18 protein-coding genes and 1 pseudogene are annotated in these 12553 nt (G+C 57.1%); 14 read left to right on the top strand and 5 right to left on the bottom strand.

The window, feature by feature from the left end:
- From BM114_RS14505 to BM114_RS13635, 14 genes and pseudogenes are all read left to right on the top strand, one after another.
- A pseudogene (locus tag BM114_RS14505) lies at window positions 1-3654 on the top strand (hypothetical protein); the annotation flags it as partial.
- A gap of 52 nt (window positions 3655-3706) precedes the next feature.
- Window positions 3707-4222 carry a hypothetical protein gene (locus BM114_RS13695; protein WP_092112597.1) on the top strand — a complete coding sequence of 172 codons (516 nt, stop codon included), beginning with the start codon at window positions 3707-3709 and terminating at the stop codon, window positions 4220-4222.
- On the top strand, window positions 4219-4959 hold the full coding sequence (locus BM114_RS13690; RefSeq protein WP_092112599.1) for a leucine-rich repeat domain-containing protein: 741 nt from the start codon (window positions 4219-4221) through the stop codon (window positions 4957-4959). Before BM114_RS13695 ends, BM114_RS13690 begins: the two co-directional genes overlap by 4 nt.
- Before the next feature lie 20 nt (window positions 4960-4979).
- A complete protein-coding gene (locus tag BM114_RS13685) occupies window positions 4980-5477 on the top strand; it encodes a hypothetical protein (RefSeq protein ID WP_092112601.1) in 498 nt (165 codons plus the stop codon).
- 11 nt (window positions 5478-5488) lie between these two features.
- Window positions 5489-6265: a hypothetical protein gene (locus BM114_RS13680; protein ID WP_092112603.1), complete on the top strand. Its 777-nt coding sequence runs from the start codon at window positions 5489-5491 to the stop codon at window positions 6263-6265.
- A gap of 35 nt (window positions 6266-6300) precedes the next feature.
- Window positions 6301-6594, top strand: a complete 294-nt coding sequence (locus tag BM114_RS13675; protein ID WP_092112605.1) for a hypothetical protein — start codon at window positions 6301-6303, stop codon at window positions 6592-6594.
- A gap of 17 nt (window positions 6595-6611) precedes the next feature.
- A complete protein-coding gene (locus tag BM114_RS13670; protein WP_092112607.1) occupies window positions 6612-7115 on the top strand; it encodes a phage holin family protein in 504 nt (167 codons plus the stop codon).
- Window positions 7116-7121: 6 nt separating this feature from the next.
- On the top strand, window positions 7122-7382 hold the full coding sequence (locus BM114_RS13665; protein ID WP_092112609.1) for a hypothetical protein: 261 nt from the start codon (window positions 7122-7124) through the stop codon (window positions 7380-7382).
- The gene (locus BM114_RS13660; protein WP_092112611.1) at window positions 7366-7800 is read left to right on the top strand and encodes a DUF5675 family protein; all 435 of its coding nucleotides are present in this window, start codon (window positions 7366-7368) and stop codon (window positions 7798-7800) included. Before BM114_RS13665 ends, BM114_RS13660 begins: the two co-directional genes overlap by 17 nt.
- A gap of 85 nt (window positions 7801-7885) precedes the next feature.
- Entirely contained in the window at window positions 7886-8386 is a 501-nt protein-coding gene (locus tag BM114_RS13655; RefSeq protein ID WP_092112613.1) for a DUF6808 domain-containing protein, read from the top strand.
- Between the two features lie 246 nt (window positions 8387-8632).
- Window positions 8633-8992 carry a hypothetical protein gene (locus tag BM114_RS13650; RefSeq protein WP_143089295.1) on the top strand — a complete coding sequence of 120 codons (360 nt, stop codon included), beginning with the start codon at window positions 8633-8635 and terminating at the stop codon, window positions 8990-8992.
- Between the two features lie 28 nt (window positions 8993-9020).
- Window positions 9021-9308, top strand: coding sequence for a hypothetical protein (locus BM114_RS13645; RefSeq protein WP_092112617.1), 288 nt, complete (start codon window positions 9021-9023; stop codon window positions 9306-9308).
- A gap of 38 nt (window positions 9309-9346) precedes the next feature.
- The gene (locus BM114_RS13640; protein WP_092112619.1) at window positions 9347-9565 is read left to right on the top strand and encodes a hypothetical protein; all 219 of its coding nucleotides are present in this window, start codon (window positions 9347-9349) and stop codon (window positions 9563-9565) included.
- Window positions 9562-9783 carry a helix-turn-helix domain-containing protein gene (locus BM114_RS13635; protein WP_092112621.1) on the top strand — a complete coding sequence of 74 codons (222 nt, stop codon included), beginning with the start codon at window positions 9562-9564 and terminating at the stop codon, window positions 9781-9783. Before BM114_RS13640 ends, BM114_RS13635 begins: the two co-directional genes overlap by 4 nt.
- Here the strand turns inward: BM114_RS13635 and BM114_RS13630 are convergent, their stop codons facing one another.
- The 5 genes from BM114_RS13630 to BM114_RS14490 form a co-directional block, all read right to left on the bottom strand.
- Window positions 9784-10488: a hypothetical protein gene (locus BM114_RS13630; protein WP_092114264.1), complete on the bottom strand. Its 705-nt coding sequence runs from the start codon at window positions 10486-10488 to the stop codon at window positions 9784-9786.
- The gene (locus BM114_RS14500; protein WP_177207128.1) at window positions 10488-10646 is read right to left on the bottom strand and encodes a hypothetical protein; all 159 of its coding nucleotides are present in this window, start codon (window positions 10644-10646) and stop codon (window positions 10488-10490) included. Before BM114_RS14500 ends, BM114_RS13630 begins: the two co-directional genes overlap by 1 nt.
- A 141-nt stretch (window positions 10647-10787) precedes the next feature.
- Window positions 10788-11855 carry a DNA (cytosine-5-)-methyltransferase gene (gene dcm / locus BM114_RS13625; protein ID WP_092114262.1) on the bottom strand — a complete coding sequence of 356 codons (1068 nt, stop codon included), beginning with the start codon at window positions 11853-11855 and terminating at the stop codon, window positions 10788-10790.
- Window positions 11833-11973: a hypothetical protein gene (locus BM114_RS14495; protein WP_177207127.1), complete on the bottom strand. Its 141-nt coding sequence runs from the start codon at window positions 11971-11973 to the stop codon at window positions 11833-11835. The genes dcm and BM114_RS14495 overlap by 23 nt, the downstream gene beginning before the upstream one ends.
- 145 nt (window positions 11974-12118) lie before the next feature.
- On the bottom strand, window positions 12119-12553 hold a 435-nt coding region (locus BM114_RS14490; protein ID WP_177207098.1), incomplete at its 5' end, for a hypothetical protein.

Below are 12553 nucleotides of genomic sequence, written 5' to 3'. Positions count from 1 at the left end.
GTGGCAAGCTCCGTAACGAGCAGCCGCTACACGGCTGGCGACGAGGGTCTGGGCTACTCCCTCTACGAGAGCGAGGACGGCACGGGCACGCTCGAGGTCGACAACCTCAAGGTACGCAGGCAGATGAGCATCGCCGAGCTCGAGGTCAGGAAGAAGACCTACACCTCCGGTAACCTCTCCCTGGGCAAGGCCGGCAACACGATATTCGCCGTGAAGTCCTTCAGGCAGGACGGCACGCCCATAGCGGACATGGTGTTCGCCGTGGGCGGGGCTGCGATAGCCGTACAGGACGGCAGCGTAACGGTGCTGGGCAAGGTGTCCGAGAACGAGACCCCATCATGGTACCGCTGCTACTTCCTGCGCACGGACGGAGAGCGTACGGTGGACAACTGCTGGAAGGCCGGGGACCAGGCGAAGTGCCAGACCAGCAACCTCACGGAGGGCACGACGCACAATGCGGCGAACCGCTACTACTGGCGTCTCGTCGTGGGCAAGGGCACGGAGACGCTGGAGGACGGCCGGGAGTACCACTATGTAGACCTGTCCAACGAGGAGAGCCCCGTGGTGGAGATGCCTATGATAATCAAGGGAGAAGCCTTGGCTTTCTATGGCAAAGAAGACGATATGCCGGACTGGGACGGGATAACAGCAAGATACAATCTCGTCCCGAAGGCGGGGGATGTGTACCTCTATGCCCATGAGGACGGGGCGGGCACGCAGCCCGAGGTCATCACCTATACCACGGACACGGAGTACACGGTACTCGTGCCGGAGCAGGACGACATCTACCGCACGGCGGACGGGAGGTACTACAGTGCCGACCTCGACTACAACGGCGATTTGTGGATAGAGACGACGGCGGCAGCGCAGGTATTGCAGGGCTACGACCCCTCCGCGGACAACGACGCCCCCATGACGGGCGATGACATCGCGCAGGAGGGTAACCAGGTGGACAAGGGCAGGCAGGGGCTGCTGGTCATCGACGCGGACGACGGCATCAGCAAGTACAGGGGCATCGACGGCTTTACCTACGAGGGCAAGCGCAGGCAGCACATCGGCGACACGGTGGAGCTGGAAGTCAACCGCCTCACCATCGTCTCCGAAGCCCCGGACGGCACGCCCGAGGAACACCGCGTACCCTGCTACATGGGGGCGTGGACGGCACGGCCGTACCCCTACTACTCGCAGGTGGACTGCGACGGCTCGATATGGCTTTGCACGAGGCCTGCGGGTGCCACGGTGGCCGACAGGCCGCAGGACGGCTCGGCGGTATGGCACAAGCAGGTCGGCAGGGGCGAGAAAGGCGACAAGGGAGAGCAGGGCAACGCCGTCAGCTCCTATACTTTTTTCCGCTACTCCGACGACGGGGGGCAGACCTTCACGGCGGCGAAGCCTTGGGCGGAGACCGGGGAGTACGGAAACGGGCGCAACCTGTACATCGGGAAGCGCGCCTGCGAGTTTAACGGTATCCCGAATCAATACTCTTTCGCTCTTCCCGAGGGAGTCGTGAACGCTGTAAGCGGGCAGAAGGTAACCCTGAGTGCGTATGTCGAGGGCGAGAACCTCAACGACCCGTCCGTCTCTCACTATATGGTAGACCTGTATTTTAAATTCGCAGACGGCACGGGAGTATGGAGTAATTTTAACAAGAACGCTCAGTTTAAAAATGCGGACACAATTCCCGGCATGCGCTATTCGAGGACTATTGACCTCTCGGGACATGTCCTTACCGAGATAAGTCATACTAACATCAGTCTGTCGAAAAGGGAGGGTGAACCACTTGCATCAGGAGTGCGACTTGTTATTAAAGACATCAAGATAGAGATAGGCGACACCGCCACGGAATACACTCCCGCCCCCGAGGACCAGCAGTTCGGGCTCACCACCGGCGCATGGCTCGGCGTGGCGGCATGGGACAGACCCTATCCGCCCATGGAGGCATCCGCATACTCGTGGAGCGAGGTCAAGGGCACGGACGGTCAGTCCGCAGAGATATACAGGCTCCGTGCCGGGACGGAGAAGGCGCAGGTGGACGGCAGCGGAAATCTCACCGTGAACCTGTCCTACCAGATAGAGCATGTAAGGGGAGCAACTACCAAGATGGAAGATGCGTCCGCAAGCGGCATGAAGGTACGCTACCGCGGCGACACGGGCACGCCCGCCGACACCGTGATGGGCTACGGCGACACCCCGTCGGCATCCTATGTGCTGGAGGACTATACGCATGTCCCGCACCCCGACTACATCATAGTTGAGCTCCTCAACAAGGACGGCAATGTCCTCGACCGCAGGACGGTGCCCGTTACCTTCTCGGCCGTGGCCGCCCTCGACATCAACGGGCAGGTCGGCGAGATTTCCGCCCGTGTGCAGGGCATGGCCGGCGGAGGGCGGAACCTGCTCAAGGGGACGGCGTTCGAGCGTGAGCACCCCGACTGGTTCGAGCTCCGGGGTGGTGCTCCTATCTGGCCAAGCGTCAAGCACGGCGGACACAACAGCGTCGACTGCTCGCTCACGGGCATGACCGGGGACATGTACAAGGGCGCATACTTCCGTGCGGAGGTGGAGCCCGGAAAGAAGTACACCGCATCAGTATGGTCGCACGGCGACCCCGCCAGCTTTGACAAGGATGCCGTAATCGAGGTTTCCTACGCCGCCGACACGCAGGGCGGCCGTACCATACTCGCCACGGAGAGCATCAGGCCGTCCGAGCTCAGGGTATGGCAGAGGTTCCACAAGACCTTCACCGTCCCGCAGGGCGTCTACGAAATAGAGGTGAACTTCTTTAACATCCGCAACGGAGGCATGCAGATAGCCGAGCCCATGCTCACCTCTGGGAACATGCTCGTAGACTGGCAGCCCGCACCCGAGGACGCGGAGGCGTTCCTGACGGAGCTGAAGATGAGCATCACGAATCTCTCCCTGTCGATAACCGACCTGAAGACCGGGCTCGAGGCCGTCGGCATACACCTGTTCTCGACCGAGAGGCCGAACATCCGCTTCGTGGGCAACTCCGTCGCATACTACGACACGACCGGGAAGATGTTCATGTCCCAGGGAGTAGGCCCAGGGGGTGAAGTATACTTCATCATCTACGACAAAGACGGAGTAACGCCATTATACAACCTCGGCCGCATGGGCATGCAGCAAATCATCGGCCACGCGACTCCCTACAGCATGGAGGAATCCAACCGCCTCGGTCCCATACCGCCCGGCACGGTGCTTACCGCCGTCGAGCTGTGGAGTGATTTGCAGACCACCCAGTACGGCACGCTCAGGCATACATCATGGCTGTACACCGAGGCCTATACCCTCGACGGGCAGGGAGGCAGGCTGTACCAGTACGGCGGCGTGTACAACGGTATGTACGACAGCCCTGCGGTGGACGGAGACAACAAGCCGACTGGCAACAGGCTTCCGGAGGACGGGCAGGGAGCCTACATCGGCGTGTGGGACACCTCCGACCCGTCAGGACACCTGCACTCCACGGCCATCGTCTACAACTACCCGAACGAGGAGGGTAAGGCGGCGGAGAGGCTGAAAGTCAGCCTGCTGAAAGACTACTACGGGGCGGGGCAGGACAGGTACCTGCTGAGTCTCAACGGCGGGGACTACACGGAGCAGATGACCGTTCCGCTCATTGCCATCCGCCCGTAAATCAGACTGAACATCAAGCATGAATAAAATATAATCAAAAAAACAAAGAGATATGGCAAAAGTATCAGAACTGGAAATCAAGAACCCCTCCGAGCTCCCGGTGGCGGACAGCATATCGGGCGTTACCCTGCCGTTCGTGCAGGGCGAGCGAATAGTAGTGGCAGGGGCGGAGGAGTTCGTGAACGAGTGCAAGAAACCCGTGAATACATTCCTGCAGGAGAAGAGCACGGAGTTCAACAAGAACCTCGACGCGGTGAAGAAGCCGGTGGTGCAGGTGTCATCGACGACGGTCAACCTGCTCCCGAACAAGTTCTACCGCTTCTCCATCCCCGAGACGGGCGGGGCGTACACGCTCACCCTGCAGGCCCCGACGGACACGGCTAACACCAACGACTACGAGGGAGGATTCGACACGGGGGCGACCGCGCCCACCATCACCTTCCCCGCCGATGTCAACTGGGGCGAGGCCGACATGAGCATCGTGGCCAACACGCACTACGAGTTCTCCATCCGCTATGATGCGGTTTCGAAGAAGTATTACGGAATGATATACAGCTGGGCATTATGAGGAACATCAGAAGAAGGCTGATGGCGGAGAATGCCGCCCGCAGGATATGGATGGACACCCCGATACGGTTCGAGGACGAGCATGCCAAGGCCCTGTGCGTCGGCCTGTGCGATTCCGACGGGGACGGCGAGGTTACGCCGCGAGACATGGCTGGGGTGAGGACCCTTACCGAAAGCAACTTCCGGAGTCATCCGGAGGCTCCGAACATCGTGAGGTTCCATGAGTTCCGGTATTTCACGGGGCTGACGAAAGTCGTCTGGAATCCTTTCTTCAAGTTCTCCAGCCTGGAGGAGATTACTTTCGGGAGCGCCTTCAACTTATGCGAAAGGGCTATGACCTATCTGTACATTAACAAACTCAAGCGCGTCGTTTTTCTCGAAGGTATAACCTCAATAGGAAACTTCTCCCTGCTGGGAGCTTTTGATAAAACCGCGGGCGTCGTCATAAAGATCCCGACTACTGTCAAATCAATCAATACCAACGCCCTGGGTAACAACAGCAACCTTACTTTCGTGTTCAGGGGGCTTGTCCCTCCGGCTATTACCAATGGGGGCTATGCCCTTCGTCAGAAACAACCTGTCTATGTCCCGGACATGGCATTGGAGGCATACCGGGCCGCGCCGAACATACTTTGGTTCGGAACCGAGGTGCGTCCCGTGAGCGAGTATGTAGGGGGGGTAAATAATATTTACAAAAAAGCCCGTGTCGTCATCCTCGGAGAAAGGAGGGCGGCATGAGGAACAATAGGAGACAAATAATGATGAAGACACTCAGGATGATAGAAGGCATAGACTTCTCGCGGCAGCCGGACGATGAGATATGGTATGTCTCCACGGACGGGAAGGTCTGCGAGCAGGTATTACCTACAGGGGGATACGGCTCGCAGCCGGGGCTTGAAGTCGTCAGCAACACCTATGAGAACGGGCTGGGGCGCGTGAAGCTGAATACTGCCATACAGAGCATTGGTGGAAGCTATATCAGGGAACAGAATTCCTACACTACGATTAATATTCATCTGGTCTCATTCCCAAGGCAGCTGCATAGATTCAACGCCTTCACTTTCTGGGCTACCCATTTACAAAAAATAATATTCCTGTATGAAGGTACAGTATTTATACACAATAGTTATCAATTCAGGCCAAAGTGTCCGAATCTGCTGTGCGTCTGGGCATCGGAAGAGAATATCGAGAGCTTCGAGGAGAAAGATAATTTCGGTGCCTCTCCGAATGTCGAGTTTAAGAAATTGAAATTCTAACAAAACATGATATGATACGATTCAGAAACAAAGACAACGAGATTTACAACGGCCGCTACATCAAGGTGGACGGCATGGTGATAGTCAACCCCACGGAAGACATGCTCGTCCAGATGGGTTACGAAAAAGAGGAGTACGAGCCCGAGGTACCCGTACGGGCCGAACCCGACACGGGCGAGGTGATTAACCAGCTGAAGGAACTGCTCGCCGACAAGGTTACGGAGCTCTCCGACGAGGAGGCGGCGGCCAAGCCCGCCCTGTTCCCGAGCTGGTCAAGCAGGGTCGGCATGGAGGTCAAGGCCGGCGAGAGGCTGTGGTTCAATGGCCGGCTCTACAAGGTTCTGCAAGACCACACCCCGGAGCTCCAGCACCAGCCGTCCGTGTACACGGCAGCCCTCTATGCGGAGATCGGAGATACCGACCCGACCAAGGGCACGATTGAGAACCCCATCAGCTTTCAGGTCGGCATGGAGCTCAAGGAGGGCCTTATCTACACACAGGACGGCGTGCTGTACAAGTGCGTCGAGGGACTTGCCAACTGCGTGTGGAACCTCAAGGACATACCCCGCTATGCGCAGGTGTACGACCCGGAGACGGGCGGCACGGCGGAAACCGCGGAGGCGGGGAGCTCCAAGGACAGCCCGATAGAGTTCCGGGCAGGCATGGGGTTGGTAACAGAAAAATACTATAAGCAGGCGGGCATCGTCTACAAGTGCCTGAGAGACCTGCCGAACTGCATGTACGACCTTGCCATCCTCGTGGCGCAGAAGTTCGTGGAGGAAGCGTAACTGATTTTTAGTTTTAACTTAAATATTTTGTAAAAATGAAGAAGATTAAGGAGTTTTTCGGAGACATGAGCCACTGGTATCACATCGTGGCGTGTCTGGTAATCGCCGCCGTAGTGGCGTTGGTGTCCAAGTCGCTGTGGAGCTACGGCGGGGAGACGGAACTGTTTGCCAACGCCGCATGCGGCTTCATCGGCTTCGTGGCGGCGACCTGCTGCGGCGTGGCCAAGGAGGTGGTCGATTTCTTTCGCTACGGGAGGTTCGATGCCAAGGACTTGCTCGCAGACCTTGTAGGCGCGGCCGTGGCGTTCCTGTTCGCGCTGGGCATGTGATTAATTTTTGACTGCGGATGAGAGACCAGAGTACGATACAGGGTGCGAGCACCGTGGTGTCCTCGCTGATGTGGCTGCTGATAGACCAGAGTCTCCGCCTGATGATACCGTGGATAATAGCCATCACGCTCGTGGTGGGCGCGGACTTCGTGGCGGGCTTGCGCAAGTCGCTGAAGCTGCATGTGCACATCTCCATCAGCACGGCGTTCAGGAGCACCATGGGGAAGCTCGTTACCTACTTCGCGTTCGTGTGTGCCGTGTGCTTCGTGGATGTGTCCGCGAACGGCGGCACCGCGATTGCCAAGTGGTCGTGCCTGTTCATCTGCGGCATAGAGGGATTGTCGGTTATCGGCAACATCCTCAAGCCATACGGGATAGACCTGTCGCTGAAGACCTTCGTGAAGATGTTCGCCATACGCCGCCTCGGGCTGGACAAGGACGAGGCCGAGAACATCGTCAAGGAGGACAGGATAGAGATTATCCGCAGGCGTGAGGAGAAGAAGTGGAACAGCAGGAAATAGTTTCTTATGGACAGGATAAAGACATTATGGCGGCTGGTCGCGGCACGCTGGAGGGCTAAGACCCCGAAGTTTTTCGGCAACATCATAAAGGCCGGCACGGGCATCGCCACGGTCGCCGTAGCCATACAGGGTACGCTCGCCGCAAGCGGGGCTTCCGTCCCCGGATGGTGGGAGACGGCGTTCCCCTACCTCGTAGGCATACCCGCGGGGATGGCGGCGGTCGCAAAGCTGACAAGGGAGGATAATAAGAATGAGGATAAGAATTGATAGGAAGTGGAAAAGGGATGCCTACACGATAGGCAGGCTCTCCGTGAACGGGACATACCTCTGCGACTGCGTGGAGGACAGGGACAGGGGGCTCGACGCCTCCATGCCGCTCTCCGAGATACGCAAGCGCAAGGTGGCCGGCGAGACGGCGATACCCTACGGCGAGTACGAGGTGCTCATCACCTTGTCCCCGAGGTTCCGCAGGAAGCTGCCGATACTGCTCAACGTGCCCTGCTACGAGGGCGTGCGCATCCATCCGGGCAACACCGCCGCGGATTCCGCGGGATGCATCCTGCCGGGGCTTAACAAGGTCGTGGGCGGGGTCGTCAACTCCCGCTACTGGACGGACAGGCTCATCGACCTCATCCAGCGTGCGCTGAACCGCAGGGAGAGGGTCTGGATAACGATAACAAGATGAACCCGTGACGGATATTCACGGTTTGAAATAATAACAAAGGCGTTCTTTGACATTATTTGTTGGGGCTGCCGCTAATTTTATGTGTATGAAGAAGATACTTTTACTGCTGATAGTGCTGCTTGCGGGCTCCATAGCCCTCAATGTATGCCAGTACAGGCACCGTGAGCCCGCGGGCATCACCCGGGACACGCTGCGGGACACCGTGCGCTACGCCTCGCCCGTCCCCGTGGAGCGGAGGGTCGTCAGGCACGACACCGCATGGCTTAGGGCGGCACCCGTGTACATCCATGGAGGAAAAACCGCCGCAGAGGGGTCAGAAACGCCGCAGGACAGCCTTTCGGACAGCGTACGGGTAAGCATCCCGATTACGCAGGAAGTCTTCGCAGACAGCGGCTATAAGGCTTGGGTGAGCGGATACCGCCCGAGGCTCGACAGCATACAGATATACAGGAGCACGATTACCGTAACGAAGACCGTGGAGCGCAGGCGGCGGCTCTCTTGGGGACTGACGGGCGGCGTGGGGTACGGCCTCGTTAACGGCAAGCCCGACATATTCATCGGCATCGGCGGATGCTGGTACTTTTGATTCATAGTTAGGTTAGTTTTATTTTTTTTTTATTTTTAGTTTGGTTTCCCGCCCGTCCGTGATGGATAGGCGGGATTTTCTATAAACAAACCTTAAAATCAACGCCGAAGTGTTAAAACTTAGTTAAAAACAGAAAATAATTTATATCAAATTTGATATATTCAAAAATTATTATTATCTTTGCAATAGAAAATAAAACAATAACCAATTTAGAACAGGGCGGCAACCTATAAGCGGCACAGAGACATGAGAACCATCAATTCAGCAAACTACTTTCTTGCAACCAAGGTTACATTCGCAGTTGTTCACGAGTGCTGCACGATGAGCCACGAGGATTTGGACGAGGTCTGGCACGACCTGATGAGCCGCGGTTTCGAGCATACCGTCAGCCCCAAGGGCAGCGGGTCTGAATATCTCGTTGACGAGAAGAACGGCATCGTCTATAGAAAGGCCGACCATTGGGGTCGCTGCGCTTCCTGCAACTGGAAGCTGGGTGCCGTGAACCAGGGCGCATACGCAATCGCCAAGGCTTCGTTCGCCGACTTCGAAGACATCATGACACCGGGCATGGCCTACATGCTGAAGAAACAGAATTTGTATAAATAATTAGAAACAATCATAAAAACAGAAGATTATGAAAAAGTATGTATTAGGCTGGCAGACGACAGAATGCTACGGCTCATATCTACAGAGCCTTGACAAAGAAACGGCAGAATTCGACAACTTGAAAGAAGCGAAGGCGGCTTTTGACAAAGAGCTGAAAGCTACAAGAAACACGAAGGTATCAGATCTTGACTACGACCCGTCCGACGACGAGTGCAGGCATAACCTTACTAATCTCTACATTGCATTGGCAGACACAGAGGACGACACCGTCTTCGAGGATGTGGAGACCTCTGACAACTATTGGATAAACGAGTAACATATCAACGCTGCGCTACCGGCACGACGGGCACTAAGATGGATAGGTTTATTCTACAGCGCAGCACCCGCCCGGGCTGGTGGGTGCTCACGGACACCCAGAACGCCGTCGTGGTGCGGTTCGAGCAGGGTCGCTTTAACGAGAGCCAGAAGATAACCGGGCTCAACGACGAGCCCGTATCAGACTACATGGCGGTTGCACGGGTGATGAGGGAGATAGGCGAGTACATGTACGAAAACCATAAAGACTTGATATGACAGACAGGGACGAGACAAGGCGGCGCATAGGTCTCCGCATAGCCGAGATTAGGGCGGCACGAAAAATAAGCCAGACGCAGCTGGCCGGCCTGACTGGCATAAAACAAGGGAACATCTCGAGGATTGAGCTGGGGCGGTACTCCGTCGGGCTCGACACGCTCGAGACGATAGCACGGGCCCTCGGGTGCACGGTTGACTTCGTAGAGGCGGGGGAGTGATTACTTCCCCGCTTTTTTGATCTCGTTCCGCATGAACTCCGGGTGTTCCTCGCTGGCGGTCTCCATGCATCCGCCGATATACTCCCCGTCGGCAATCTTTCTGTGGATGCGGTTGAACATGCGGGCGGTGGCCGGGGTGCGCAGCTCGATGTCGCCGTGCACCCTGTCGATGTCTGCGTAGAGGATGTCGGCGGCCTTGCCGAACCAGTAATACACGGCGGAGACATCATACTCGGCGAAGTCGCCCGAGCGGGCAACGCCGAACTTTTTCCTCGCTTCCTCGGCGATGCCCCTGAAGTCGAGCACGCAGGCCTGCAGGAGACACCGTGCGGTCTCCACCTGTGCATACAGCCCGGCATCCCCTATGCCGTGCTTCTCCATGACACGGCGAACGGAGTTGCGGAAGCCGGCGATGTCTTTCTCGGCGAGGTCTATCACACGATCGGCGTAGCTCTCGAAAAATCCACGCGATACCATGTACCCCGTAATGGCAGCCCTCCGCCTGTCGCCCTCCCTGACGGCATTGTTCACATACTTCTTCAGGCCGTGCCGGAACATCCTGCCGTCCCGGAGCATGCCTGCGGCCGTGTCGAGCTCGTTGAGGGCGAGGCTTATGGACAGCGAGAGGGCGAAGTCGTAGCACTTGGAGAGGTAGCGCAGGCACTCGAGCTCCCTGTCGCTGCCGTAGGTTATCCTCTTTACCATCAGCTTGCCCCCTCCGTCTTCTTGGCGATGAATTCCGCCATCCTTTCGTTGACCCAGTTCATGGCCTCCTCGGCACCCTGCCTGTAGGCGAGCTGGGTGGCCACATCGCCGGAGTATTCTCTTGACTTCTCGATGATGTACTTTCCAAAGTCTTTCATATAATCCTCCTTTCCGTTAATCGTATTGCATGCACTCGTTAAGGATTCCTACTACGCTGGAGAGCTGTACGGCTATCACGGTAAGCCCGAACAGGACGGCCAGCATCAGCATGATGATGATTCTCGATTCTTTCATGATTATTATTGTTTTTGTCTGTTGAACATATCCTTGGGCAGGAACGAGAAGATGTGCTTGATGACCTCGACGCACCACCCGTTCCCCAAAAGTCTGTACTGCTGCGTCTCCGATACCACCCACTCGTACCAGTCGGGCACGGTCTGGAGCCTTGCGCATTCGGTGGGGGTGATACGGCGGATGCGGAAGTGATTCTCCACGATCTTGAATCCGTTACCCTCGGCGGAGGATGCGAAAGTCTGCCGTACCGCACCTACCTTGCCGTTGTCTTCCGGAAAGCGGTGGTTGTAGTCGTCGTAGGGCAGTACCAGGTCTTCCGCCCATCCTCCGCCTACTTTTATCGGACTCATTTTTCTTTCCGGGACATGCGCTGTCGCGCTTTTCCAACAGGACAAGATTCTTCTTGCCACGCTCTCCTTCAGGTAGTATCTCTCCGGGACTTCCCTTTCCAAGACATCCCTTAATACGAGCCCCCTGTCCTCCGGTTGCGGGATGTCGCTCACGAGCTCGCCGAAGAGACCGTCCCTTCTCGTGCGTATGTTCGTCCAGTAGATGCGCCTGCGGTTCTGGGCGGAGACGAGTGCGGCGTTGATGTGCACGCCCATGATGCCGAGAGCCGAGCTTAGCACGCCCTCCCATTTCGCACCCATCTCCACGTTCTCCAGCAGGAAGAACACGTCGGGGTTGGCCTCACGGACTTCGTGCAGGATTCTCACATACTCCCAGAACAGGTAGCTCTGTCCCTCGAACTCGAAGCCCTGGGACTTCAGATCCATGTACCTCTCAAGCGTGGTAACCTCCTCGTGCTCAACGGTCGTCATGCCGTTGCGCTTTCCCGAAAAGCTGAAGCTCTGGCACGGCGAACCACCTATGAGCAGGTCTATGCGGCCGAGTTTCCGTCCGTCCACATTCCTTATGTCGCCGAGCTGTATCGTGTCTGGGAAGTTGTGCATGGTATTCTGTATGGCGAACCTGTCCACCTCGCTGGCATAGTACCTTTCTACTGGTACGCCGAGCTCACGCAGGGCTATCTGCCCGCAGGAATGCCCGTCAAAGAGGCTTAGCACTACCATCTTCCAGCCCCTCCCTGATTTCCTTTTCCAGCTTGCGGAGCTCTTCCTCCGTGAGACAGACGTCCGTGTTCTTGATGTACAGGTGGTAGACGAACTCCGTCTCCCGTACCAGTCTCATTTCATCCTTGTCCATTATCTTTCCTTTCTTTTAATAAATTGCCTATAATTCACGCACCCCGGGTTGTTGCACCAGAAGTTGTCGCCCTCCGTCCCTCCGTACCATGCGCAGCGGGGGCAGGGTGTATCTAAAAAATTCCTATTGCTCATATTTTCTGAAATTTCAGCCCGTGCACCGTGCCGTTCCTCGAGATTGCGCTGCTGATATAATTCTGGGGGAGATTGTACCTCGCTGCCGCCTCCCCGATGGATGCGAACCGCTCTCCCGTGGTGAGGCACTCGACGGGCTTGCGCTTGTCCAGGTACCGTCCCCAGTTGCTGCCGGGGGTGGCATTAAGCCGCCTGCAGAGCTCCCGTGCCTTGTCCGACCTCATTTTCCTCGTCTCAGCCGACTGGCGTGCGGCATAGATGGGGGACATGGTGTGCCCCGGCTTCAGCGACCCGTCAAGGTTCCGCCCCGGAGTAGGCTTGTAGCGGTAGTCTCCGAGCGGCGACCAGTCATCCTCGTACATGAGCTTCCATCCCCGGCAGAGGTAGCCTCTGGTGCATGCATTGGCGATGGTGTGTCTGTCGGCCTTGCC

This window comes from Prevotella sp. KH2C16, from assembly GCF_900113305.1.
GTDB lineage: Bacteria > Bacteroidota > Bacteroidia > Bacteroidales > Bacteroidaceae > Prevotella.
The sequence above is the reverse complement of the archived record's forward strand: the minus strand, read 5'-3'. Positions and strand labels throughout refer to the sequence as shown.

Coding starts and splice junctions, on each gene's coding strand:
- BM114_RS13650 (WP_143089295.1), top strand. CDS start 8,633: ATGAGAACCATCAATTCAGCAAACTACTTTCTTGCAACCAAGGTTACA.
- BM114_RS13645 (WP_092112617.1), top strand. CDS start 9,021: ATGAAAAAGTATGTATTAGGCTGGCAGACGACAGAATGCTACGGCTCA.
- BM114_RS14495 (WP_177207127.1), bottom strand. CDS start 11,973: ATGAGACTGGTACGGGAGACGGAGTTCGTCTACCACCTGTACATCAAG.
- BM114_RS13680 (WP_092112603.1), top strand. CDS start 5,489: ATGATACGATTCAGAAACAAAGACAACGAGATTTACAACGGCCGCTAC.
- BM114_RS13690 (WP_092112599.1), top strand. CDS start 4,219: ATGAGGAACATCAGAAGAAGGCTGATGGCGGAGAATGCCGCCCGCAGG.
- dcm (WP_092114262.1), bottom strand. CDS start 11,855: ATGGTAGTGCTAAGCCTCTTTGACGGGCATTCCTGCGGGCAGATAGCC.
- BM114_RS13670 (WP_092112607.1), top strand. CDS start 6,612: ATGAGAGACCAGAGTACGATACAGGGTGCGAGCACCGTGGTGTCCTCG.
- BM114_RS13675 (WP_092112605.1), top strand. CDS start 6,301: ATGAAGAAGATTAAGGAGTTTTTCGGAGACATGAGCCACTGGTATCAC.
- BM114_RS13660 (WP_092112611.1), top strand. CDS start 7,366: ATGAGGATAAGAATTGATAGGAAGTGGAAAAGGGATGCCTACACGATA.
- BM114_RS14500 (WP_177207128.1), bottom strand. CDS start 10,646: ATGAAAGACTTTGGAAAGTACATCATCGAGAAGTCAAGAGAATACTCC.
- BM114_RS13665 (WP_092112609.1), top strand. CDS start 7,122: ATGGACAGGATAAAGACATTATGGCGGCTGGTCGCGGCACGCTGGAGG.
- BM114_RS13640 (WP_092112619.1), top strand. CDS start 9,347: ATGGATAGGTTTATTCTACAGCGCAGCACCCGCCCGGGCTGGTGGGTG.
- BM114_RS13655 (WP_092112613.1), top strand. CDS start 7,886: ATGAAGAAGATACTTTTACTGCTGATAGTGCTGCTTGCGGGCTCCATA.
- BM114_RS13695 (WP_092112597.1), top strand. CDS start 3,707: ATGGCAAAAGTATCAGAACTGGAAATCAAGAACCCCTCCGAGCTCCCG.
- BM114_RS13630 (WP_092114264.1), bottom strand. CDS start 10,488: ATGGTAAAGAGGATAACCTACGGCAGCGACAGGGAGCTCGAGTGCCTG.
- BM114_RS13685 (WP_092112601.1), top strand. CDS start 4,980: ATGATGAAGACACTCAGGATGATAGAAGGCATAGACTTCTCGCGGCAG.
- BM114_RS13635 (WP_092112621.1), top strand. CDS start 9,562: ATGACAGACAGGGACGAGACAAGGCGGCGCATAGGTCTCCGCATAGCC.